Here is a 22,127-nt window from a genome sequence, read left to right as displayed (position 1 = left end):
GTCCGGTGCGGTGTCGGGGACGCGCAGGACCTGAATGAATGGCGTCAGGCCCTCATCGGTGGAGGTCTAGGGGTCATTCCAGTTCAGTGTGACCTGAGTGACCGGTCCGGCGGCGCGCTCCTGCGCGGACAGGAGGCCGTCGCCGTTGCTGTCGAGGTAGTACGTGACGGTCTGGCCGCTGTTGGGGCTGCCGGTCGTCACGCTGGTCAGCGCGACCGTCTGGTCGGTGTTGCCCATGTTGACAAGGGTATACGCGGTGAGGAGCTCGTCCCCTGGGTGCAGTTGCGCGGCGTAACCGCTGGGAACGGGGCCGGTGGCGGTGTTGCCGATGGTCGCTCCGTCCTGGCCGTCGCGGTACACGGTGTCGAAGCCAGGCATGGGCAGCACGGTGGAACTCACAACCTGCGAGTACGCGGTGGGGAGCGTCTGCCCAGCGGCGTTCTGGAAGGTCGCGGCGGCCTGGTTGGTGATGACCGTGCCGGCCTTGGTGGTCTGCGCGGACCCCTGGCCCAGCAGGAGGGCGCCGATCAGCAGGATGAATGGTTTGTTCACGTCGTCCCTCCGGGGGCTTGAACGCTCGTCGGCAATCTCATTGTGAGAGTCCCATAAGGTCTCGTTAATTTACTGAGGCTCATCTGTCCGGAAACTTACGATGAAGACTATTGGTCACCACACGTGCCGCAACGCCCCAGTCAGTTAACCCTTCCCCGGACCCAGCTGAGCCAGTAATGCATCAGGCGAATGGCCGCCTCAAGAGTGCGACAGCCCCGCGTAGAGCCCGGCCTGTTCCCTGACGCTGAACCTTCTGATGATGTGCCGGAGCGTATTCTGGACCGGCAAGCTCTCTGGCATGTGGGGAAGCGCTCCGGTGGCACCGTTCCACCGACGGCCCATACAAGACCCCGCGAATGACTGCGCCGACAAGAGACCGCCAGTCGCTTTCATTCATGACTGGGGATCGCCTAGTTCACTGAACTCTTCCAGTCGCGCTCTTGCGTCTAGACTGCTCGCCCCTTCTCTTCTGACGAAGAGATGTCACTGGGGCGCTGGAGGAGTTCAGGCTTTTCTCACGCTCCACCTCAGGTCAGCTGAACATTTCAAACTTCCCTAAGAACTCCCGCCCAGGCGACGCCCGTACACTACGGGTCAGCCATGTCCGCCTCCTCTGCCCCGGCCGCCGCACCTTTCGAGGTGCTGATCCTGACGGTCCCTGCCGGGGAGTTGAAGGCTGCTGCGCGGGTGCTGGCGGAACTGCCCACCTCACGGTCGGCCGCTGTCCCGATCGTGATGTCCGGAGACGCGTCTGAAGCGGGGGCCACCCTGTATGAGCTGCGCCGGCCGTTCCCTGACCCCATCCGTGCAGTGGAGCACGGGCTGATTCTGGAAGCGGGAGGGGTGTACGTCGCCCCGCCAGACCTGCTGGTGGATGTTCAACCTGGGTTGCGCTGCGCTGTGAGCGCGCCGGATGCGCGGTCCCCGGCGCGCCGCCTGGGTCAGCTGCTGGCCTCACTGGCTCTCAGCGTGGGCCCTGCGGCGCTCGTGGTGCTGCTGGGCGAGGGGGCCGATGGCGTGGCCGGGGCGCGGGCCCTGCGGGGCGTGGGCGGCACGGGCCTCGTCCAGCGCCAGAATGGGACCCCCCAGACGGCCCTGGCGCAGACGGCCATGCTGGTGCTGTCCTCCAGGAATCTGGCCCTGGTTGTGGCTGAGCTTCTGGAAGGCGGCGGCGCTGCACCGGACCGTCCCGATGTGGACCCTCAGCTGTGCGAGGCGACGTATTACGCCCTGTTCAGTGAGATGGATCAGGCCTACGCCGTGGTCGAGGTGCTGGCGGACGCGGCGGGCCGATGGGTGGATTTCCTGTTTCTGTCGGTCAACCGCGCGTTCATGCGGCACACGGGGATGCCCTACCCGGTGGGCCGCACCGCCACGGCGCTCCTGGGGACCCCCAACCCCCGCTGGGCGGAGCTGTACGGTCAGGTGGCGGAGACCGGCGAGCCGATGCGCGTCGAGGAGGGCGAACTTACGCTGGGCCGGACTTTTGACCTGAACATCTTCCGCCTGGGGGGCGAGGGGAGCCGCCGGGTGGCGGTTCTCTTCACGGACATCACCGGGCGCCGTCAGGCTGAGGAGGCTGTGCGCAGCAGTGAACGGCGCTACCGGCTGCTGTTCGAGAACATGGGGGAAGGGTTCGCGCTGGCCGAACTGATCTGGGATGAGACCGGCCAGCCCAGCGACTGGCGGTACCTGGAAGTCAATGACGCCTGGGCGCAGACTGACGTGCCCGTCAGCGGGGCGGTCGGGCGAACCGCCCGTGAGGTCAACCCGCTGATTGAACCCGGCTGGATCGAGACCTACGCCCGCGTGGTGCAGACGGGTCAACCGGCCCGGTACACGGCGTACGCGGCGGGTTTCGGCAGGTGGTTCGAGACCACCGCGTTCAGGCACTCGGACAACCGCTTCGGGGTGGTGTTCCGGGACGTGACGGAACGCAAGCGCCGTGAAGCGAATCAGGCGTTCATGGTCGAGCTGTCCAGGGAGCTCAGCCAGGCGCGGACGGAGGAGGATCTGCTGCGCGCGGTCGGCGGCGGCCTCGCCGCTCACCTGGGCCTGAGCTGTTTCCACTACGTGGACGTGAACGAGGACCTGGGTGAAGTGACGGTGCGGCACTTCTGGCACGCGCAGGACGTGCCGACCGTGCTGGGCACCCATTCACTGGCGGGGTTCATCTCACCGGATCAGGCAAGCCGCCTGCGGGCCGGGGAGCTGACGGTCAGTCATGACGTGACCGCCATCACGGGGGACTCGCCCGCAACGGCGGGCCTGCGGGCCGGGGCGGCGGCCCAGAAGATCGGCGCGTACGTCGCCGTGCCCTACAGTCAGGACGGCCGCTGGAGAGCCTATTTCGCGGTGGCAGATCGTCAGCCCCGGCCCTGGACCGAACTGGAACTGGAGTTGATTCGGGACGTCGCCCACCGGTTGTTCCCCCAGGTCGAGCGCGTCCGGGCCGCAACAGCCCTGACAGAGTCCGAGGGTCGCCTGCGCGCCCTGATCGGGCAGCTGCCGGGCAGCGCGGTCTTCGTGGTGAACCGCGACCTGCGGTACGTCCTGGCGCAGGGCGAGGCGCTGAGCGCGGCCGGGTACCGTCCGGAAGATCTGGTGGGCCGGACCGTCGCGCAGGCCATGCCCACGGCCCTGGTGGGCGAGTACGAGGCGCACTACCGGTTGGCGCTGACCGGCGTGGGGTTCGAGTACGAGCACGAAGCCCACGGCCGCGCGTTTATCACCCGGGGCGTCCCCCTCAGCAACGGCGGGGGGGGACGTCTCGGCCGTCCTGGCCGTGTCGTACGACATCACGGACCGCAAGCAGGCCGAGAACACCCTGCGCGCCTCTGAGGAACGGCAGGCGTTCCTGCTGGAACTCTCCGACGCGCTGCGCCCACTGGCCGATCCCGTCGAGGTGCAGCGCGTGGCCGCCCGCGTGCTCGGGCGTCACCTCGGCGCGAGCCGCGCGGCCTACGCGGAAATCGACTCGGACGACGCTCACTTCACCGTCCATCACGATTACACCGACGGCGTGCCGAGCTTCGCGGGACGCCACCTCAACGGCAGCTACGGCCCCGGGTACTTCGCGGAACTCCATGCGGGCCGGACGGTCATGGTGAGTGACGCGCAGCATGACGCGCGGCTGAGCGGGGATGAGCGGGCCGCTTACGCGGCCGTCCGCACGCAGGCCGCGATTGCCGTCCCGCTGATCAAGGGCGGGCGGCTCGTGGCGGTCTTCACCCTGCACTTCCCCACCCCGCACGTGTGGACGCCAGCGGAGGCGACCCTGGTCGAAGCGGTCGCCGAGCGGACCTGGGCGGCTGTGGAGCGCGCCCACGCCGAGAAGACGCTTCGCGACTCGGAGAAACGCTTCCGGGCGGTGGCGAACCTCGTGCCGGACCTGCTGTGGGAGAGCCGTCCGGACGGCTTCACCACCTGGTACAACGAGCGCTGGCTGGACTACACCGGGCAGACCTTCGAGCAGGCGACCGGGTGGGGCTGGACGGACGCCATTCATCCGGACGACCGGGAAGGTTCTGCCCGGCGGTCCCAGCAGGCGGTCGACATGGGTCAGCCGCTGCGGCAGGAGCACCGCATCCGCCGGCACGACGGCGTGTATCGCTGGTTTGTCGTGAGCACCTCTCCCCTGCTCGGTGATGAGGGCGAGGACACCCGGATGTACGGGGCGGCGACCGACATCCACCACCTGCGGGAGCAGTCTGCCGTGCTGGAGGCCCGGGTGGAGGACCGCACGCGGCAGCTGGCGGAGACGAACGCCGAACTGGCGTCCCAGACTCAGGCGCTGGAAGCGTTCGCGGAGCTGTCCCGGAATCTGGCGTTGCACCTGGATCCGTACGCCCTGATCCGGCGGGTGCAGGACGTCGCGCTGTCGCTGCTGCCAGGCGGCTTTGCCACGTACTACGAGCCGGAGGGGACGCAGTGGCGGCTGCGGGTGCAGGCGGGCGACATGCGCAGCCCGGCCCTTCAGGCCGCCGTGGACGCCGGACTGGAGCTGGGGCAGGTCCCGAGCCTCGACCAGCCCTGGCAGACCGGCCGGCCGCTGTTTCAGGATTACTACGCGCCCGACACGGATGGGCTCGGGCCCCTGGAGCACGGGACGAACGCCGTGGCGACGCTGCCCCTGACGGTGGCTGACCGGCCCGTGGGGGTCTTCGCCGTGGCGCTGTTCGGCCGGCGGGTCTGGTCCGCGGCCGACCGGGCGGTCCTGGAGACCATCGTGCGGCACCTGGATCTGGCCCTGGACCGCGCCGCGCAACTGCAGCAGGTGGAGCGGCAGCGGGAGCGTCTGGCGGACCTCAATGCCGAACTGGGCACGCTCATCACCCGGACGGCCCGGGACCTGAGAGTCCCCGCGGCGTATTTCAGCCGCTTCCTGGAGCCGGAACGCGCCGAGGAAGTGCTGGCGGACCTGACACCGGCCGTGTCGGACGCGCTGGAGAACGGACTGGCCCAGTTGCAGGGGGTGGCGCACGACCTGCAGGCCCTCGCGCAGCTGGAAAGCCAGGCGGTGAATCAGGAACTCGTGCCGCTGGGTGAACTGTTCGAGGCGCTCAAAGTTACGGCGGCTGAGCAGCGCCCGGCCACGTGGTTCGTTCAGCCGCTGCCCATCGTGCGGGCGGACCGGGCCCTGCTGAAGCAGGCGCTGGAGGTGCTGCTGTCGTTCGTGCTCAGTGAGACCCGGGGGGCCCGGTACGTGACGGTGACCAGTCAGGCGGTGCAGGGTGAGGTGTGGGTGACAGTCGTCGATGACGGCACCGGCCTGAGCGGCGAGGAGGCCGCGACGCTGTTTGACCTGACGGTGCGCACGGAACAGCAGGTGCCGCTGCTGGCGGGCAGCGGGCTGATGCAGGTGCGGCGCATCCTGGCCCGGCACGGCGGCTGGGCCTGGGCGGAACCGGAACTCACGGGCGGCAAGGTGGTCCTCGCCTTCCCGCGGGATGAGGCGGTCACTGAACTGGAGGCCTTCCTGGACGATCCACCAGGGTCGGGGGGCACCTGACCGGCGGAACGGACACGCCCGTGAGCGTCAGGGAGTGGGCGCCTTAGGCCACGCGAACCAGAAGGTGGCGCCCTGGTCCTCCCTGCCTTCGCCCCAGGCGCGACCACCGAACCGCTCGCACAGGCGCCGCACCACGGTCAGGCCCAGCCCAGGGCCCTCGTAGCGTTCAGCTGAGTGCAGGCGACCGAACAGCTCGAACGCATTGTCCTTCTGCCGCATGTTGAAACCCACGCCGTTGTCCTGAACGCCAATCCAGTACTCTTGCTCGGCCTCGCGGACCAGCAGGTGCAGCCGCGCTTCGGGCCACGTTCGGGTGAATTTCAGGGCGTTGGCCAGGTACTCGCGCAGCAGGATGTGCAGCACCTGATGGTCACTGTGCAGCACGGGCAGGGGCGGGCAGGTCAGGTGCACGGTCCGCTCGGCCTGAAGCGGCTCCAGTTCCCTCAGGACCTCCCGGAGCACCTTATTCAGGTCCACGGGCCACAGGCGCGCCCGGATCAGCCGGGCCTGCATGTAGCCCTTCAGGGACGTCAGCAGGCCCTGCGTGTCCTGCACGGCCTGGGTGACATGTCCCAGGGAGCGGGGCCAGCCGTCGGGCGTGCTCTGCCGGTGCATCAGGCTCAGGACGTTCTGCTCGCGGGTCAGGGTGGTGCCGAGTTCACGTTCGGCGGCCAGCATGACCTCCTTGTACTCGTCCCCGAGCGCGGCGAAGCGGCCGAGCTGACGTTCCAGGTCCTGCTCCAGCTGCTGGGTGGTGCTCAGGAGCGTCTGGTGCGCCGATTTGAAGGCGGTGACGTCCGTGGCGGTGAGCTGGCACAGCCGCGTGCCGGCCGAGCGGACGTGCAGGCTGGCGGACAGTAGCAGGTCCCGTTCTGTCCCGCTGGCCGTGACGAGGCGCACCTCAGTCGGGCGGGCGTCCTGCCCGCTGAACATACGGTGCAGGAGGGCCCCCAGAGCGAAGCGCGTGTCGGCGCTCAGGACGCTGCTGAGCAGGCGGCCGCGCAGCGCGCCCGGAGTGACGCCGATCAGGGCAGCGCCCTGGGCATTGAGGTCCTCAAGTCGGGCCTGATCGTCGAGGAGGTACGTGGCGTGCGGCGCGTCCTGGAAGAGGGCCCTGGCCTGGGCGACTTCCGCCTGCAACGCCCGCACCTGAGCCTCGAGCGATTCGAGTGGGGCGGTGGAAGCGGGAGAGGATGGATCGTGGGTCATACGGTCACCGGGCGGGCCAGAGAAAGGCGGGGGGACAGGAGACGGAAACCTCGCGTTCCTGAGGGCAGGACGTCATGTCCAGAGTAGGGGAGCCCCCAGAAGGGCTACGGCGAGTCCGCAGGGAAGGAATTCGATGGTGCAACAGTCCGCGCCCCACTCTCCCGCCGTCGGGTTCGTGCGCGATGACACAGAGCTCATACGTACGGACCACGATCTGACGGCAGCCATTGAGTGAGGTCAAGAGACCTCCATGTGCGGGGACAGCCCCAGTGGTTTTCAAAGGTGAAAACCCTCAGTAATGACGGGAAGGGCAACTCGCCAGGACCTAGAAAAGGGCCGACAGATGAACGGGGTGGATCAGCAAGGTCAGGCTGACCGGATCCCGACTGTCTTCCCGGTCCACGAGCAGTGCAGTTCACGCTGCGCGGTACACCTCGTCCGGGCCCAACCGGACGGCACCGGAAGATCTTCGTTCTGGAGTGGATGGGCTGCCCAGAGCTTCCCGTAGACGAGAAAGCTCCCGCCCTGGTGCAGGTGCGGGAGCCTTCAGGTCCGGAACGCCGGTCAGGCCGGTTGTGGGCCCTTCGGTTCGATGCGGGCCCGGACCTCATCGGCGAACTCGCGGCTGCCCAGAACCTGCAGTTCATCACCCGCCTGGATGATCGTTGAGCCGTTCGGCACGATGTACTCGCCCGCCCGGTGGATCAGGAGGATCAGCGCCTCGGCCGGAAAGCGCAGGTCCACGATGCGCTGCCCCACCACCTGCGACTGTGGCGGCACCACCACCTCCACCAGGTCGTTCTTGCCCGCCCCGGTCGGCGTGAACAGCAGACGCTGCGTGTTCGGCCCGGATGCCTGTTCCTCCACGCCCAGCCAGCGCGCGACGGCCGGCAGGGTGGTGCCCTGAATCAGCAGGCTGGTCAGCATGATGAAGAACGCCACGTTGAAGATCGTCTGCGAGCCCGGCAGGTGCTCCAGCAGCGGAAAGGTCGCCAGGATGATCGGAACGGCGCCGCGCAGCCCCACCCAGGCCACCATGCCCTGATGCCGGACGGGCATCCGGGTCAGGGCCAGGCTTACGAAGACGGCAACGGGACGCGCGACGAACATCAGGAACAGTGAGATCAGGAGACCAGGAACGGCGATCTCCACCACTTTGGACGGAAAGACCAGCAGGCCCAGGAGCAGGAACATCCCGATTTCCAGCAGGTACGTGAGGCCCTCGTGCCAGTGGCGCAGGCTGCGCTTGTGCACGAAGGTGCTGTTCCCCAGGACCACGCCCGCGATGTACACCGCCAGGAAGCCGCTGCCGCCCACCAGCGCCGTCAGGGCGTAGACCAACCCGACCAGCGCGACGGACAGGACGGTGTACAGCCCTTCGGAGGGCAGGTCAATCCGGTTGAAGGTCCGCACGGCCAGCCAGCCCAGGCCCGCGCCGAAGGCGGCGCCCAGCAGCATCTGCTTGACGAACAGGAGCAGCATCTCGGGCCATGGCGTGCCGGGATGCCCGATCAGGGACGTGAGGCCAATGACGAGGAAGATCGCCATCGGGTCGTTCACGCCGGACTCGAACTCCAGCAGCGGCTTGATCTGGCCCTTCAGACCCAGGGCCCGTTCCTTGAGCACGGAGAACACGGCGCTGGCGTCCGTACTGGAAACCACCGCCCCCAGCAGGAAACTCGTCAGCCAGGGCAGGCCGAGCAGCGCGTGCGCCACCGCGGCGACCAGCGAGGTGGTGAGCAGCACGCCCACGGTGGCCAGGACCAGACCGCCGCGCAGAGCTGGGCGCGTATGCGACCAGTTCGTCTCCAGCCCACCGGAGTAGAGGATGAACGCGAGGGTGATGATGCCCACCGCCTGCGTGAGACCGTAGTTCTCGAAGTCGATGCCGCCCGGGCCCTCACTGCCCGCCAGCATCCCGATGATGAGGAACAGCACCAAGCCGGGCACCCCGAGGCGGCCGCCAAGTTTACTGGCGAACAGGCCCACGAGCAGCAGGGCCGAAATGATCAGGATGGGCAGATCAATGGGGTTGACGTGATTCATCCCGGACCCGCCTGCAATTGCGGTGAACCCAGCGCAGGCCAGAGGAAGTCAGAGGAAGCGATCCAATGGGGCGTAGCGTCGAGCATGGGAGCTCCTGGGGTCAGGTGTCGTGTCATGGGGTGTCCTGGTGAAATTCCGCGTCGAGGAAGGCTCTGAACTGCGCCTTGAACGCGTCACCTTCAGTGGGCAGACCGGCGGCCTGAGCGGCGTCACGGACCGCAGCGGACAGCAGTTGTGAAGCGGTGCGGGTGCGGCTGGCGTCCATCAACTCGGCAAGCTGCGTGAGCCAGAACGCGTCGGCGGCATGCAGGCGGAGCGTCACCTTGGTCTCGGGCAGCTCACCCCCCAGACCACGGGCGGCGCGTTCTTCCAGCACACCCTGGATCAAGGTCTGAACACGGGATACGGTTTTGATGGGCATACGTCCTCCTGCCATTATATTGCTGGAAAGAAATGGCAGATTGCCACTCTGCGTGACGCGGGCCTACTTTGTTGGTGTACAGCTCAGTCCTCGACGAGGATGCCCGGATGTTTCCGGGGGATGGACTATGTCATTCCTGGCCGCCCTGAGGGAGATCAAGAACGGTGTCAACAGTGCTTTCTGAAGAGGGTTTCTGCTTCATCACGCCTGCTGGTCGGTGCTGCCGTTCCCCCTGCGCATGTTCGGCCCATCTCTGAGCATGAAAAGGCGCGGCTCACAGGCCGCTCTGCGGCGATTGATAGACCGCCGCGCAAGGGAACGCCAGCACGGACCTGTCACTGCCGCATCGGCCTGACCGACGCCCATCGGCCCTGGCCACGGCAGCGTTCCGGACCGGTGAGGGTGGGCGGCCCACGTAATCCAGACTTCCTGAGGATGAACTCCGTGCCGACCGAGCCTCGAATGGGGTGATCCCAAGGTCCTCAGCTGAGCTGTACGTCACCTTCAGAGCATCTCGGTCAGGAGTTCAGAGGGCGGACCCTCTCAACTCGACCTTGAACGAACTGGCTGAGAAGTCGGAAGTGACGCGGGCACACTTCGAAGTGTTCGGGTGGCTCAACCACCCCACCACACAAAGGAGCTGACCATGGCGAGACTGATGCCTGTATCCGAGCTGATCCGCGACCGCAACTACGACGTGGGCGACACGTACGACATCGTGGGCCGCCACGCCTACGCCCAGAACGGTGAGAAGGTCGGCACCGTCCGCGAAATCCTGACGGACGGCAGCGGCCGCATCCGGTACTTCGTTCTGGATGTGGGGGGCTGGTTCAGCGCCAAGGAAGTGATGGTTCCCGTCGGGTCCGCCCGCATCGAGGAGGACGGCGTGTACTTTGACCAGCTGACCCGGGATCAGGTCAAGGACATGTCCACCTACACGGCAGGACAGGACTACACCTATGACAATCAGGTGGAGGACATCCGCGTGCTGTACGGCGTGGACAGGGCACGGCAGCAGACCACGCCCGGCGAGTTCGTCTACCGGGACGATGACGAAGCCTACCGCACCCCGCAGCGGCTCCAGCTGCTCGAAGAGCGACTTCAGGTGAACAAGGACCGCTACGTGGCCGGGCAAGTCGAGATCGGCAAGCACGTGGAAACCCGGACGGAGAACGTCACCGTAGGTCTGGAGCGCGAAGAGCTGGTGATCGAGCGGCGCCCTGTGAGCGAAGCGCGTCCTGTGGAAGGAGCCGTCACGCTTGGAGAAGGGACCGAGACGGTCCGGGTCGATCTGGAAGCCGAACGGGCCGATGTGAGCAAGCAGGCGTACGTGACGGAGGAAGTCGAGGTGGGCAAGCGCACCGTGACCGAACAGCAGACCGTCACCGAGACGGTAGGCCGTGAAGTGCTGGACGTGAATCAGTCGGGTCAGGTTACCGTTCAGGGCGGCGACACGGCGCTGCGGGCAGATGACCGCACGCTCGGCGAGCGGGCTGCAGACGCTGTAGATCCCCTCGACGGGAAGATCGACCGCCGCTGAGGCGCAGGGGAGGCCACGCGTCTCCCCCTTCTGCTTATGGACAACGACACTGAAGTGAAGAGGGTGCCGGTGGGCACCCTTGAGTTACGCGAGGAGCGGGCCACCTTCGCCAAACAGCGGGTGCTGGCCGGGCAGGTGATCGTCCGCCGCGAACGCCGGACCCGTGTGGAGACCGTCGAGGTTGAACTGACCGAAGAGGTGCTCGTCATCGAAGTTGCGGCCGGTCACGGGCAGGTTCTACTGGACGGCGTACAGCTGGAGCCAGGGACGATCAGGGAAATCCAACTCACTCAGGAGCAGGTGCAGGTGGTCAAGCAGGTGTACGCCGTTCAGGACGTCCACCTGACCCGGGAAACACGGACGGTGCAGCACACGGTCCCGGTCGAGCTGGCGTACGAGGAACTCGCAGTGGACCGGCGGAACGTGCACGGGCAGCTGGTAGTCCAGCCCCCACCGGGTGAAGAGGAGTCCTGAAGAAAGCAGGAATGGTGCACCACTCCAGAGGTCAGGCGAGGCCGCTCTGAGCTGATGCGGGGAAGTGTCCCGCACATCGAAAAGGACCTGAATAAGGGAGCTAGACGTCGGGCCCATCAGCTCCAGGCGCGCGAGCTGGGCAGCCCGAGAGATGAGTCGACTTGCGGAACGTACCGGGAGCGGCTGGAGGATCCCGACGCGCCAGACGGGTGAATGCAGCAGCAGGCGTTTTCTCGCTGTGCTGGCATTAGGTGTGCCGATGCCCTTCACATTCAGCTCGGCTTCCCGGACTCCTGCTGATGGAGACCGAGCCTGTCAGCACTGAATCTGTTCCAGGCAGTGGCGTGGCTTACCCCAGCCACGCGCAGCCACTGATCCTACACGGCCAGCAGCGCCGCAATGAGGGAGGCCAGGTCGGTGTGATCGTCCGGTGCGTGTGGGTGCTGGGCGAATTCCGGCCAGTGGCGGGCCAGGTGCCACCGCGTCCAGGGGTCAGAGCAGGAACTGGCGTAGATGCGGGCGCACACGGCCCGGTGCCTGCCCGTCAGGTGCACGACCTGCACGAAGAACGGAATGGACCACAGCATCCCGAGGATGCTTCCGGACCGCAGGGCCAGTTGCAGGCTGAGCCGCACTTCGCGCCCGGCGAGTTCCGTGTCCCCCACCAGGTGGGCGAGGTAGCCGTTCACCCCGTGCAGAAGCGCCAGGGGAATCGGGTCGGCGCACCGAGCGTCATGCCCCAGGGCGGCCCGGCAGATGCGCCTCGCCTCTAGCAGGTCCTCTGGCGTGCCGAGCTGTTGGGCGCGCTCCACGTACGCTGCTGCCAGCCAACCGCGCAGGCCCCACATCTGCCCTTCGGAGTGGATGCGCTGGGCCTGTGTCAGGCCGCGCTCGAAGGCCGTGACGGCCTGCGTGAAGTCCAGGGCTTCCATGGCCGCGACGCCCTCGCGGGCCGCGTGGATCACGGCGTCCATGGGCTGGTTTACCCGGCCGGAGTCCAGGGCGCGGCGCGTGGCCTCGAATGTCTTGCGGGCCTCGCTGAGCTGACCGGTGAAGGCGAGCGCCGCACCCAGGTTCGCCTGGATGCGGAACGTCCGGACGGCGTCCTGCCCAGCCAGGCGCGCCGCTTCCGTGAACAGCGGCACGGCTAGCCAGGAGCGGCCCGTGCGGAAGTACACCTCGCCCAGCCCGCTGGCCGCGCGGCAGATCTGTAGGTCATTCCCGGCGAGGCGGGCGTGTTCGAGCGCCTCGGTGCACAGGGCCTGCGCCTCGTTCAGGTCCCCGACGAACTGTTCGTACCAGCCCAGGGAGGTCAGGAGTGCCGCGCGGACGTGAGCCCAGCGCACCTCCTGAGGCGGCACCTGGTTCAGCAGGCGCCGCAGGAGGGTCAGCGCGTCGGCCACCCGGCTGCGCAGCGCGAAATCCCACTGGATGGCCTCGACGATGCCGGGCAGCCGGGCGTAGTCACCCTGGGCAGCGCTCCACTCGACGCCTTGCAGCACGTGCCCTTCCTCGGCACGGAGGAACGTCAGGAGGGACTCAGAGAGGCCCCCGCTGGCCGCGGCGCTCAGCTGCCCGAGCTGATCCAGGTAGTACGCGGCGTGCCGGTCCATCAGCGTGCGGTGCAGAGCGGGTGACTCGCGCAGCCGCTCCTGAACAAACTGCCGCAGAAGTGGATGGAAACGGTAACGGCGCCCGTCGAAGCTGAGCATGCTGTCATCAATCAGCGCCTGGAGGTCGGCCGGGCCGAGTGCCGTGACGGCCAACGCCGCCGCACTGCTGAAACTGACCGGGAAGACACCCAGACTGCTCAGGGCCGAGCGTCCACGAGCCGTCAGGCGCTGCCAGGACTGCTCGAAAACGGCCCGCATGGAACTGTGGCGGGGCGGCGGGTCGTGATGGGGTGAGGCCAGGGCCAGCACGTCGGTGTCCAAAGCGTGGGCCAGGTCGGTCAGGGTCGTGTACCGGAGCCAGGCGGCGGCGAGTTCCAGGGCCAGCGGCGTCCCGTCCACATCCCGGCACACCCGCGCCACCAGGGGCAGCAGTTCAGGCGTGAGGGAGAAGGCGAGGTTCGCCTGCCGGGCACGCTGTTCGAACAGCTGCACCGCTTCGGACCCGTAACCCGCGGGCCACGTGGCCGCCGGGTCGGGCAGGGAGAGGCCCCCGAGATGAAGCACGGTCTCGGCGTCGGAGCCGAGGATCTGCCGGGACGTGACGAGCGCCCGTAGGCGAGGGCTGTGCCGCAGCAGGTTGAGCAGGGCCGGGGTCTCGGACAGGGCACCTTCAAAGCTGTCGAGGACAATCAGCGCGTGCTGCTGTTCCAGGTGGCGCTGCAGATCCGGCCACAAGTCCCGGGAGGGCGGCAGGCCCAGGCGTTCGGCCAGGGCGCCGGCCAGGTCGCCAGGGCGGCTGAGCTCGTTCAGATCCACGTGCACGACGCCGGTCACGCCCGGCAGCGCGGCGAACGCACGCGCGACCTCAGCGGCGAGGCGGGTTTTCCCGATGCCACCCGGGCCGTACACCGTGACCAGGCGAGTATCAGGTGCGGTCAGGGCCTCAAGCAGCAGATGCCGTTCCTGGTGGCGCCCCACGAACGACGTCAGTGGCGTCGGGAGCGTGATGGGCGCCGGACGCGTGATCTGAATGGACGGCGCCTGGACGGGCGTGAACAGCGCCGGCTGGACCTCGCGCCTGAACTGCTCGGACAGGTGCCGCGCCGCGTCGGGCCGGTCAGTGGTGGCGTACAGGTGGATGAGGTGCGAGGCGACTTCCTCGGACAGGGGGTCCACGCTCAGGGCATGCGTGGCGAGCCGCTCACTGAGGCGCAGGTCGCCGGCGCGGGCCGCTTTCAGGGCCGCGTCGTGCAGGCACCGGACGTACCGCGCCGTGAGGGCCGCGGCGTGGCGGTCCTGCCACTCGTCCCACGGGGGTGAGTCGCGCACTGTGAGGTCCTGTAGGGCTGGACCCCGCCACAGGCTGATCAGGTCCGTCCCGCTGACGGCGGCCATCCGGGACACGTCAGAGTCCAGCGGGCCCAGCAGACTCAGGTGCCGGCCATCCACGCCCAGCACCCCCTGATGCGCGCCCAGGTCCCGCCGGATCGCCAGTAACGCGTTCCGTAGACTCAACAGCGCCCGCTGATCTTCACGTTGCCACAGCAGGGTCGCCAGTCGCTCGCGGGACGTAGCGCCCTCAAGCGCCAGGACACTCAGCAGGGCCCGGCCCTTGAGCGACCGGATCTCGATCGGCTGACCGTCCAGCGCGAGACGGAACGGGCCAAGTAGGTCCAGGCCCACGGCTGGCCTGCCCGGGTGGCCCGGCACCTGAACGTGCAGTTGTACCCCTTCGGTCATCCGCCCAGTCCCTCCGTCATCCCGCGTGTGGCGTGATGGATCGCACACTAGCTCATCTGGTCAGTGCCGCAGCACCCCCGGCAGCGGCCTACCCCGGCGGACCGCACGGCTGCTGGCGGCCGGGGCCGAAGCGCTGAGTGCGGTTCTGCAGAAATTCCGGTGAGGCTTCCCTGCCTGGACGGCCACGCAGCAGCTGCCCCGGCCGGTAGACCTGACCCGACCGAGTCAGTCTGCTGAATCATTCAGGTGCCGCTAAATCCACAGACCTAACCTGCGAGGCAACTGCGTTGCTCAGAGTTCTATTCTTCCGACGGTTAGCACGACCCCAGATGTGGTTGGATCACAGATACCGCTTTAGAAGATTCCGTTCGGTCACGTGACCATCGCCCCCCTGATCGTCCTGGCGGCACGCTTGGTACCCTGGGGTATGACGCGGCGCATGGTCGGCACAACCGCCCTGGTCACCGGGGGAACCAATGGCATTGGACTGGAAACCGCCCGTGGCCTTGTTCAACTGGGGGCTCGCGTGGTGATCGTGGGCCGCGACCTGCAGAAGACCGCCCGGGTCGCGTCGGAGGTGGGCGCGGCCGGTCACCTGATCGCGGACCTGTCCGAGCTGACGCAGGTGCGCCGGGCTGTTGAGGAATTTAGGGCGCGGGAGGACCGGCTTGACGTCCTAGTGAACAACGCGGGCGCCATGTACAGCCGCCGACAGGAGACTCACGAAGGGATCGAGAAGACGTGGGCGCTCAATCACCTCGCCCCGTTCCTGCTGACCCAGGAGCTGCTGCCCCTGCTGCGCGCCTCAGGCAACGCCCGGGTGGTCACGGTGTCATCGGTTGCGCACCAGTTCGTGCGCCCGCACCTGACGGATCCCGAGTTCAAACGCGGGTACAATGGGTAGCGGGCGTACGCGCACAGCAAACTGGCGAACATCCTCTTCGCCCGCGAGTTGGCCCGGCGCGAGCCTGGACTGCTGAGCAACAGCGTCCACCCAGGTTTTGTGCGCTCGGGATTCGCGCAGGACATCACCGGTTCGGAAGCCGGCCTGTTTCGTCTCCTGGGCCGCACGCACCTGTCTGAGCGCTTCACGCGCACCCCGGAGCAGGGCGCGCGAACGAGTCTGCGCGTTGCCACCGATCCCAGCCTGGCGGTCAGCGGGGGGTACTTCGCGGATGAACGGCTCGCCCGGCCGGCCCGGCCGGCACTGGACGCCGCCGCAGCGCAGCAACTCTGGACACTGAGCGAACGGGCCGTCGGGAACTGAGCTCATGACCCAGGACGCGGGCCTGACCGGCGTCGCCTGACATCGGCCGCCGCATTGGGCGCCGGATTCGCGCTGAGCTCGCTTCATCGGCCCGGGGGCCACGCGGTGGAACCGGAAGGTACGGATGGTCTGTGCACGCCTGACGTCGCCGCGGAGCGGTGGCGTGAATCTCTCAATCAGGCAGGGCGGAAGACAGGCCACTTTGGAGAGCCGTTTCCCGGGCCCTCAGGCAGTTCAATCATCCGTCCCGACCCCCTCTCCATGAGCACTCCGGCCACCCCCCCACCGGGGTGCTGGACACAGCTGCGTTGATCACACCGCCTTCAGGGCGCTCCGTTTCTGCCACTGTGAAGAACTTCTCAAGAAGCAGCAGGTGTTCGGTCAAGGTCATGTCAGCCCTGACGGCCACCTGGCCTCTATTCTGAGAACAATGAACTGTCACTGCGTCCTTCTTCTGGGTCTACTCGTGGGCCTGGGCTGCGGCGCTCAGGGGCAGACCACCCTGGCCGCTCAGCAGGTCACCTCCACGCAGTTCAATTCTGCTCTGCCCATCCTGACGCTCGACACGGCCGGCCGGACTATCGTCAACGAACCGAAAACGTCGGCTCGGCTTGGCGTGATCAGCCAACCCTCCGCGCACCTCAACACCCCGACCGACCCGCCCAATGCCTACCAGGGACCCATCGGGATTGAGGTGCGGGGCAGCAGCTCGCAGGCCTTCCCAAAAAAGTCGTACCTGTTCGAAACGCGGAACGCGAGCGGTAAAGCCCTCGACGTACCTCTGCTGGGCCTGCCCGCGGGCAGCCGCTGGGTCCTGAACGCCGCTTACGCCGATCCCAGTCTGCTCCGGGACGCCGTGGGCTACAACCTGTCACGCCGCATGGGCCGCAACGCCAGCCGCACCGTGCCAGTCGAGGTCATGCTGAACGGCCAGTACCTGGGCGTGTACCTACTTGAGGAGAAGCCAGAAGTCGCCCCGGGCCGCATCACCCTCGGGCCGGACGGCGTGCTGCTGCAGCTCACCCCCGCAGACCGCGTCAAGCCTGGCGACATCAGCTTCAAACTGCCCGAGTCCGGCACCGTCTTCATCGTGGAGTGGCCCAAAGGGAAGAACCTCAGCGCAGCGGCGCTGCTGGACATTCAGCGGTTCACCACCGCCTTCGCGGCGCAGCTGTACCATCCTGATACCGCCGCGCCCGGCCGCTCCTACCTCGACTACCTGGACGTCGACGCCATGGTGGACTACATGCTCCTCAACGAGTACCTGAAAAACGCCGACGCCCTCTACGCCAGCACGTACGTCACCCGCGACACCTCCCCCGGCGCGCAGGGTGGCGGCAAACTGGTCTTCGGTCCGGTCTGGGACCTGGACCGCGGCCTGGGCAACAGTGGCACCGCGGCGCTCGACGCCCCCGCCGGCTGGACCTTCCGGACGGCCCTATTTACCGAGGTGCTGTATGACAACCCGACCTTCGTGCGGCGGTTCGTGGCCCGCTGGCAGGACCTGCGCCGATCAGGCGTGATCGACAGCGTGCTGGCCGACCTCGACCGGGACGCCCGCCGGCTGACCGACCCGGCCAGCCGGAACTTTGCGCGCTGGCCGGTCGAGGGAACAGTCGTTCTTCCTGGCACGCCCACCGCGCGCCGCTTCCCGGAAGAGGTCGAGCGGCTGCGCTCCTGGCTGATCCTCCGCGCGCAGTGGATGGACGCCAACATCAGCAGCCTCATCCAGCCAGGGTGGCCTGCACCGTGACCGCGATTGGCGCCCCGCACTCGACGCTGCCGTTGGCGACGCACTGGCCGCCTGGACCGGCGATCCGAGACCTCGCGGCTCATTTCCTCAGCATCTCACTGGCGGATACGCAGCGCGCCGCGCTGATGGACCGCGTCGAACAGAAGTACCTCACCAGTCTGGCCAGCCTGGGTGAAGTGCTGCGCCTGCTGCCGGCACACTACCAGGCGCTGGAAATCGAGGGGGAACGGCTCCAGCACTACGTGAGCGTCTACCATGACACCACCGACTTCGCGATGTACCTCGCGCATCACAACGGCCGCGCCCGGCGGTGCAAGGTCCGGACCCGCCAGTACGGCCAGACCGGCCAGACCTTCCTGGAGCTGAAACTGCGTGACGTCACTGGGCGCACCCGTAAAGAACGCGTCGCAGTGACCGGCGACGCCGGCAGCGCCGTGATTCGCCAGACGCCCTTCGTGCAGGCGCACCTGCCCCGCCTGACGCCTACTTCACTGGCCCCCACCCTGGCCGTGCAGTGCGACCGGCTCACGCTGGTGGGGCGCACGCACGACGAACGGCTGACGTTCGACCTGCACCTCACCCTCAGCGCGGCGCGCGGCGCCTGCAGCCTCGACGGACTGGTCGTCATTGAACTCAAACGCGCCGCGTCGAGTAGCGTTTCCCCCTTCCGAGCAGTGGCGCGGCACCTGGGCCTACGTGAGCAGGGGTTCAGCAAGTACGGAGTCGGCTGCGCCCTCCTCTACCCGCACCTCAAACGCAACGCGTTCAAACCGGCGCTGCTGAGCCTGACACGACTCGCCCAGGTGCAGTGGCAGGCGACCGCTGGTTCAAACTGATGCTCTCCAGCCTCCCACACGATTTCCTGATCCGGCTAGCACTGAATTTCGCGGCCACTCTCGTGCTGGTCCGCTGGCTGTACTACCCGGCGCAGCGGGACCGTGACCTGTCGTTCAGCCTGTTCATGTTCGGACTGACGATCTTCCTCGTCGCGTACGTGCTCAAGACCCTGGACCTCCCGGCCAGTTTCGGGTTCGGGTTGTTTGCCGTGTTCGGACTGCTGCGCTACCGCACCGAGGGGATCTCCAACAAGGCCCTGACGTACCTGTTCATTGTGACGGCCCTGGCGATGCTCAACGCCCTGGGGCGCTTCACCCTGCTGGATTTCGCTGTGGTCAACGGAGCGGTGCTCCTGATCACCGGGCTGGCTGAGCAGGGCCGACTGCTCGGTCTCCCTGCACAAGCCCGCGAGGTGCGGCAGACCGTGCAGTACGAACGGGTCGACCTGATCCGCCCGGAGCGCCGGGCCGACCTGCTGGCCGACCTGAGCGCCAGAACCGGCTGGATGATCACGCGCGTCGACGTGACGGAGGTCGATTTCGTCAAGGACGTCGCGACCCTGCGGGTCTACCGCCAACCACAGGAGCCTGCGGATTCAGCAGATAGGGGCCCGCGGCCATTACCAACCTGGGCTGCTGAGGACTGACGATCACCTGGGATTTCCGCGCAGACTGCCCTCCAGACGCATGAGTGCGGTTTGCTCAGCTTCAGGTCGACTGGTTGACAGCGCAAGTGCGGCCCTCTCCGTCACCGCTGTGAGCCCGTGGGCTCCATCAGGAAGATCTGCGAGTGCGCTGTGTGCTGAAGCGCCGCTGGAACGCCCTATTGTGCAGGCCGGACATTGGGTGTTCGAGGGTTGGAGTGGATCAGTCTGTCAAGTGAACAGGGTGAAGGCTGGCGCTGGGTTGGCCTTCTGAACTGCGGCGCGCCCCGATGGCGTTGTGCAGGCGGGGGGCACTGTGCCTGGTGCCGATGCGTCCATGCCCGGCGTGCAACCTGGATGGCCTCTGGTCCTGGTGAAGTGCTGTTGTCAACCTCTGAGCACCGCAGATGCCCGGATTGACATTACTCGTTATAACGAATATATTTTCGGTGGAAGCAGCGGATGATGACCACAGACCCACGCCACCTCGAACAGTCCACGTACCTCACCCTGCAGGTGCTGGCCCTGCGGCTGAAAGACGAGGTGGAGCTTCTGCTCAAGCCTGAGGGCCTAAGCGTGACGCAGTACAACGTGTTGCGGATCCTGCGCGGCGCCGGGGCACAGGCCCTGACCTGCGGAGAGGTCGCGTCCCAGCTCCTCAACAAAGACCCGGACGTCACCCGGCTGCTTGACCGCATGCAGAAGCAGGGTCTCGTGGAGCGCCTGCGCAGTGAACAGGACCGCCGCGTGCTCCTGACCCGCCTGACTCCTCAGGGCCGCGCCACCGTGGACCAGTTCGATGCGCCGGTGGCAGCGCTGCACCGCCAGCAGTTCCGGCAGCTGACGCCCGACCGTCTGGCCCTGCTGCTCGACCTTCTTCAAGAAATAGCGCAGCAGGACACGGACTGAAACCATCTTTCTCAATCGTACAAATACTCGTTATCACGTCTATCGTGACCACACCAAGGAGTTGAGATGACCACCCATAGCCCTACCCGCACCACCCTTCAGCGTACCGACCTCGCCTTGACCATGCTACGCGTCACCATCGGCCTGATCTTCATCGCTCACGGCTACCAGAAGCTCGCCATCTACACCCTCCCCGGGACCACCGGCGCCTTCACGCAGATGGGCGTTCCCCTCCCGGCCCTCATGGCGCCGCTGATCGCCCTGTCCGAACTCATCGGCGGCGCCGCGCTCGCCGCCGGGCTCTTCACCCGCGTGGCCGCCGCGCTGCTCGCCACCGACATGGTCGGCGCCCTCATCCTCGTGCACCTCAAGGCCGGTTTCTTCAACCCGGACGGCGCCGAGTTCCCCCTAGCCCTGCTTGCCGCCAGCCTCACCCTGGCCCTGACAGGCGCCGGCGCCTACGCCCTCGACGCCCGCCGCCCCAGCCGCGCCCGGAACTGACGCACCGGCAGCGCCGCTGACCGCCCGCCGACCCAACGCCCGCACGACCTCCATGCCTGCCCACCCCCAAGGAGTGCCCCCATGACCCAGCCCACCTCTCCCTCCTCCCTGCTGACCTCTGGACCCCTGACCCTGGGCCCGGTTGAACTGACCGTAGCGGACCTGAACCGCAGCGTCGCCTTCTACACGCAGGTCCTCGGCATGACCCTCCTCGAGCGGGGCGAGGACGCCACGCTGGGCCGACCGGACCGCCCCCTGGTGAGGCTCGCCGCGCGGGCCGGCCATCAGCCGGTTCATCCAGCAGCTCCGGGGCTGTACCACCTCGCGGTCCTGCTGCCCACCCGGGCGGACCTGGCCCGCTGGGTGCAGCACGCCGCGCGTCTCGGCGTCCGCGTCGGACAGAGTGACCACATGGTCAGCGAAGCGTTCTACCTCAACGACCCCGACGGGCACGGCATCGAGGTCTACCGCGACCGGCCCAGCCACGAATGGCGCTGGCACGGCGGCGAAGTGCAGATGGCGGGCGACCCCATCGACCTGGACAGCCTGCTGACCGAACCTGGCGCGGACACGCCGTTCACGGACCTGCCCGCCGGCACGGTCATGGGACACGTGCACCTGCGCGTCGCGGACCTCGCCGCCACGCATACCTTCTACCGGGACGTCCTGGGCTTCGACGTGGTCTCGCGGTGGCCGGGCGCGCTGTTCGTATCGGTCGGCGGCTACCACCACCACCTTGGGCTGAACACCTGGCAGAGCGCCGGCAACCCGCCCGCACCACAGAACCGCAGCCAGCTGCTGCGGGTGAATGCGCTGCTCCCTTACCAGAGTGACCTGGACGCCCTTGAACGCCGCCTTCAGGCCGCAGATATCCCCTTCATACGCTCGGGGGCGCTCCTTGATGTGCAGGACCCGGCTGGGAACGTCCTGCGCTTCGCGGCCGGGTCCGCCGCGTGAGCGCCCTGACGTACGACCTGCGCCCACCCCGCTCCGGCCCGCTGCACGGCGCGCCCGTCCTGGTCCTGCTCCACGGCGTGGGCGGCAATGAACGCAACCTGCTGCCGCTCGCCGGGCAGCTCGACCCGAGGTTCGCGGTCGTCAGCGTGCGCGCTCCTCTGCAGATCAGCCCGGACGGCTTCGCGTTCTTCAACGTGCGCTTCACGCCAGAGCCCGTGCCGGACGCCGCGCAGGCGGAAGCCAGCCGCGCCGCCCTGACCGAATTCATCCCGCAGCTCATCCAGGCTCACGGATTCGACCCGGAACAGGTGTTCCTCCTGGGCTTCTCGCAGGGCGCGATTATCGGCGCGAGCGTCACGCTGTCCCGGCCGGACCTGGTGGCTGGCCTCGTCATGCTGTCCGGCCGCATCCTGCCTGAAGCGCAGCCGACCTTCGCCCCCACAGAGCAGGTGCGCGGCACGAACGTCTTCGTGGCGCACGGCGTACACGACGCGAAACTCGGCATCCACCACGGCCGCGCCAGCCACGCCCTGCTCCGCGACCTGGGCACCCAGCTGACCTACCGCGAGTACGACCTGGGTCACGAGATCGCCGCGCCGGAAGTGGCCGACGTGAACGCCTGGCTGACCCCGCTGCTCAGACCCTGACCGGGGT

Annotated in this window: 18 protein-coding genes; 13 read left to right on the top strand and 5 right to left on the bottom strand. The window is 67.5% G+C overall.

The annotated features are described in order from the left end of the window. Positions 1-66: 66 nt before the first annotated feature. Positions 67-552: a hypothetical protein gene (locus IEY63_RS14600; protein ID WP_189069733.1), complete on the bottom strand. Its 486-nt coding sequence runs from the start codon at positions 550-552 to the stop codon at positions 67-69. 600 nt (positions 553-1,152) lie between these two features. On the opposite strand from IEY63_RS14600, the gene IEY63_RS14595 reads away from it, so the two are divergent. Both IEY63_RS14595 and IEY63_RS14590 read left to right on the top strand, forming a co-directional pair. Next, positions 1,153-3,393: a PAS domain-containing protein gene (locus IEY63_RS14595; RefSeq protein WP_189069732.1), complete on the top strand. Its 2,241-nt coding sequence runs from the start codon at positions 1,153-1,155 to the stop codon at positions 3,391-3,393. Continuing rightward, entirely contained in the window at positions 3,338-5,563 is a 2,226-nt protein-coding gene (locus IEY63_RS14590) for a GAF domain-containing protein (RefSeq protein WP_189069731.1), read from the top strand. The genes IEY63_RS14595 and IEY63_RS14590 overlap by 56 nt, the downstream gene beginning before the upstream one ends. A gap of 27 nt (positions 5,564-5,590) precedes the next feature. On the opposite strand, the gene IEY63_RS14585 is transcribed toward IEY63_RS14590, so the two are convergent. From IEY63_RS14585 to IEY63_RS14575, 3 genes are all read right to left on the bottom strand, one after another. Continuing rightward, positions 5,591-6,772, bottom strand: coding sequence for a sensor histidine kinase (locus IEY63_RS14585; protein WP_189069730.1), 1,182 nt, complete (start codon positions 6,770-6,772; stop codon positions 5,591-5,593). Positions 6,773-7,336: 564 nt separating this feature from the next. Beyond that, the gene (locus IEY63_RS14580) at positions 7,337-8,818 is read right to left on the bottom strand and encodes a potassium/proton antiporter (RefSeq protein ID WP_189069729.1); all 1,482 of its coding nucleotides are present in this window, start codon (positions 8,816-8,818) and stop codon (positions 7,337-7,339) included. A gap of 112 nt (positions 8,819-8,930) precedes the next feature. Further along, positions 8,931-9,239: a hypothetical protein gene (locus IEY63_RS14575; RefSeq protein ID WP_189069743.1), complete on the bottom strand. Its 309-nt coding sequence runs from the start codon at positions 9,237-9,239 to the stop codon at positions 8,931-8,933. 646 nt (positions 9,240-9,885) lie between these two features. Between IEY63_RS14575 and IEY63_RS14570 the strand changes: the two genes are divergently transcribed. Together IEY63_RS14570 and IEY63_RS14565 are read left to right on the top strand one after the other, a co-directional pair. Further along, entirely contained in the window at positions 9,886-10,779 is an 894-nt protein-coding gene (locus tag IEY63_RS14570; protein WP_189069728.1) for a PRC and DUF2382 domain-containing protein, read from the top strand. A 36-nt stretch (positions 10,780-10,815) separates the two neighbouring features. After that, positions 10,816-11,253, top strand: coding sequence for a DUF2382 domain-containing protein (locus IEY63_RS14565; RefSeq protein WP_189069727.1), 438 nt, complete (start codon positions 10,816-10,818; stop codon positions 11,251-11,253). A gap of 377 nt (positions 11,254-11,630) precedes the next feature. Here the strand turns inward: IEY63_RS14565 and IEY63_RS14560 are convergent, their stop codons facing one another. Continuing rightward, complete coding sequence (locus IEY63_RS14560; RefSeq protein ID WP_189069726.1) at positions 11,631-14,606, bottom strand: ATP-binding protein; 2,976 nt, start codon at positions 14,604-14,606, stop codon at positions 11,631-11,633. A gap of 427 nt (positions 14,607-15,033) precedes the next feature. Here IEY63_RS14560 and IEY63_RS22275 point away from each other — a divergent pair, with 427 nt between their 5' ends. The 9 genes from IEY63_RS22275 to IEY63_RS14520 all read left to right on the top strand — a co-directional run bounded on the left by IEY63_RS22275 (position 15,034) and on the right by IEY63_RS14520 (position 22,120). Then, entirely contained in the window at positions 15,034-15,510 is a 477-nt protein-coding gene (locus IEY63_RS22275) for an SDR family NAD(P)-dependent oxidoreductase (RefSeq protein ID WP_229784730.1), read from the top strand. A 99-nt stretch (positions 15,511-15,609) separates the two neighbouring features. Next, complete coding sequence (locus IEY63_RS22270) at positions 15,610-15,873, top strand: Rossmann-fold NAD(P)-binding domain-containing protein (RefSeq protein WP_229784729.1); 264 nt, start codon at positions 15,610-15,612, stop codon at positions 15,871-15,873. A gap of 430 nt (positions 15,874-16,303) precedes the next feature. Further along, positions 16,304-17,626 (top strand): CotH kinase family protein, encoded by a 1,323-nt coding sequence (locus IEY63_RS14550; RefSeq protein ID WP_189069725.1) that lies wholly within the window; start codon positions 16,304-16,306, stop codon positions 17,624-17,626. After that, positions 17,623-18,462 carry a polyphosphate polymerase domain-containing protein gene (locus IEY63_RS14545; protein WP_189069724.1) on the top strand — a complete coding sequence of 280 codons (840 nt, stop codon included), beginning with the start codon at positions 17,623-17,625 and terminating at the stop codon, positions 18,460-18,462. The genes IEY63_RS14550 and IEY63_RS14545 overlap by 4 nt, the downstream gene beginning before the upstream one ends. Next, positions 18,435-19,109, top strand: coding sequence for a DUF4956 domain-containing protein (locus IEY63_RS14540; protein ID WP_189069723.1), 675 nt, complete (start codon positions 18,435-18,437; stop codon positions 19,107-19,109). The genes IEY63_RS14545 and IEY63_RS14540 overlap by 28 nt, the downstream gene beginning before the upstream one ends. Before the next feature lie 462 nt (positions 19,110-19,571). Continuing rightward, positions 19,572-20,015, top strand: a complete 444-nt coding sequence (locus IEY63_RS14535; protein ID WP_189069722.1) for a MarR family winged helix-turn-helix transcriptional regulator — start codon at positions 19,572-19,574, stop codon at positions 20,013-20,015. A 66-nt stretch (positions 20,016-20,081) separates the two neighbouring features. Next, complete coding sequence (locus IEY63_RS14530; protein ID WP_189069721.1) at positions 20,082-20,516, top strand: DoxX family protein; 435 nt, start codon at positions 20,082-20,084, stop codon at positions 20,514-20,516. An 81-nt stretch (positions 20,517-20,597) separates the two neighbouring features. Next, positions 20,598-21,473: a VOC family protein gene (locus IEY63_RS14525; protein ID WP_189069720.1), complete on the top strand. Its 876-nt coding sequence runs from the start codon at positions 20,598-20,600 to the stop codon at positions 21,471-21,473. Next, positions 21,470-22,120, top strand: coding sequence for an alpha/beta hydrolase (locus IEY63_RS14520; protein ID WP_189069719.1), 651 nt, complete (start codon positions 21,470-21,472; stop codon positions 22,118-22,120). The genes IEY63_RS14525 and IEY63_RS14520 overlap by 4 nt, the downstream gene beginning before the upstream one ends. Positions 22,121-22,127: the final 7 nt, after the last annotated feature.

The organism is Deinococcus radiotolerans, assembly GCF_014647435.1.
GTDB classification, from domain to species: domain Bacteria; phylum Deinococcota; class Deinococci; order Deinococcales; family Deinococcaceae; genus Deinococcus; species Deinococcus radiotolerans.
Note: the sequence above shows the minus strand (reverse complement) of the source record. Positions and strands in the feature narration are given on the sequence as shown.

Excerpts from the sequence above, each read along its gene's own strand:
- IEY63_RS14595 (WP_189069732.1), top strand. The coding sequence starts at position 1,153 with ATGTCCGCCTCCTCTGCCCCGGCCGCCGCACCTTTCGAGGTGCTGATC.
- IEY63_RS14585 (WP_189069730.1), bottom strand. The coding sequence starts at position 6,772 with ATGACCCACGATCCATCCTCTCCCGCTTCCACCGCCCCACTCGAATCG.
- IEY63_RS14580 (WP_189069729.1), bottom strand. The coding sequence starts at position 8,818 with ATGAATCACGTCAACCCCATTGATCTGCCCATCCTGATCATTTCGGCC.
- IEY63_RS14575 (WP_189069743.1), bottom strand. The coding sequence starts at position 9,239 with ATGCCCATCAAAACCGTATCCCGTGTTCAGACCTTGATCCAGGGTGTG.
- IEY63_RS14570 (WP_189069728.1), top strand. The coding sequence starts at position 9,886 with ATGGCGAGACTGATGCCTGTATCCGAGCTGATCCGCGACCGCAACTAC.
- IEY63_RS14565 (WP_189069727.1), top strand. The coding sequence starts at position 10,816 with ATGGACAACGACACTGAAGTGAAGAGGGTGCCGGTGGGCACCCTTGAG.
- IEY63_RS14560 (WP_189069726.1), bottom strand. The coding sequence starts at position 14,606 with ATGACCGAAGGGGTACAACTGCACGTTCAGGTGCCGGGCCACCCGGGC.
- IEY63_RS22275 (WP_229784730.1), top strand. The coding sequence starts at position 15,034 with ATGACGCGGCGCATGGTCGGCACAACCGCCCTGGTCACCGGGGGAACC.
- IEY63_RS14550 (WP_189069725.1), top strand. The coding sequence starts at position 16,304 with ATGAACTGTCACTGCGTCCTTCTTCTGGGTCTACTCGTGGGCCTGGGC.
- IEY63_RS14535 (WP_189069722.1), top strand. The coding sequence starts at position 19,572 with ATGACCACAGACCCACGCCACCTCGAACAGTCCACGTACCTCACCCTG.
- IEY63_RS14530 (WP_189069721.1), top strand. The coding sequence starts at position 20,082 with ATGACCACCCATAGCCCTACCCGCACCACCCTTCAGCGTACCGACCTC.
- IEY63_RS14525 (WP_189069720.1), top strand. The coding sequence starts at position 20,598 with ATGACCCAGCCCACCTCTCCCTCCTCCCTGCTGACCTCTGGACCCCTG.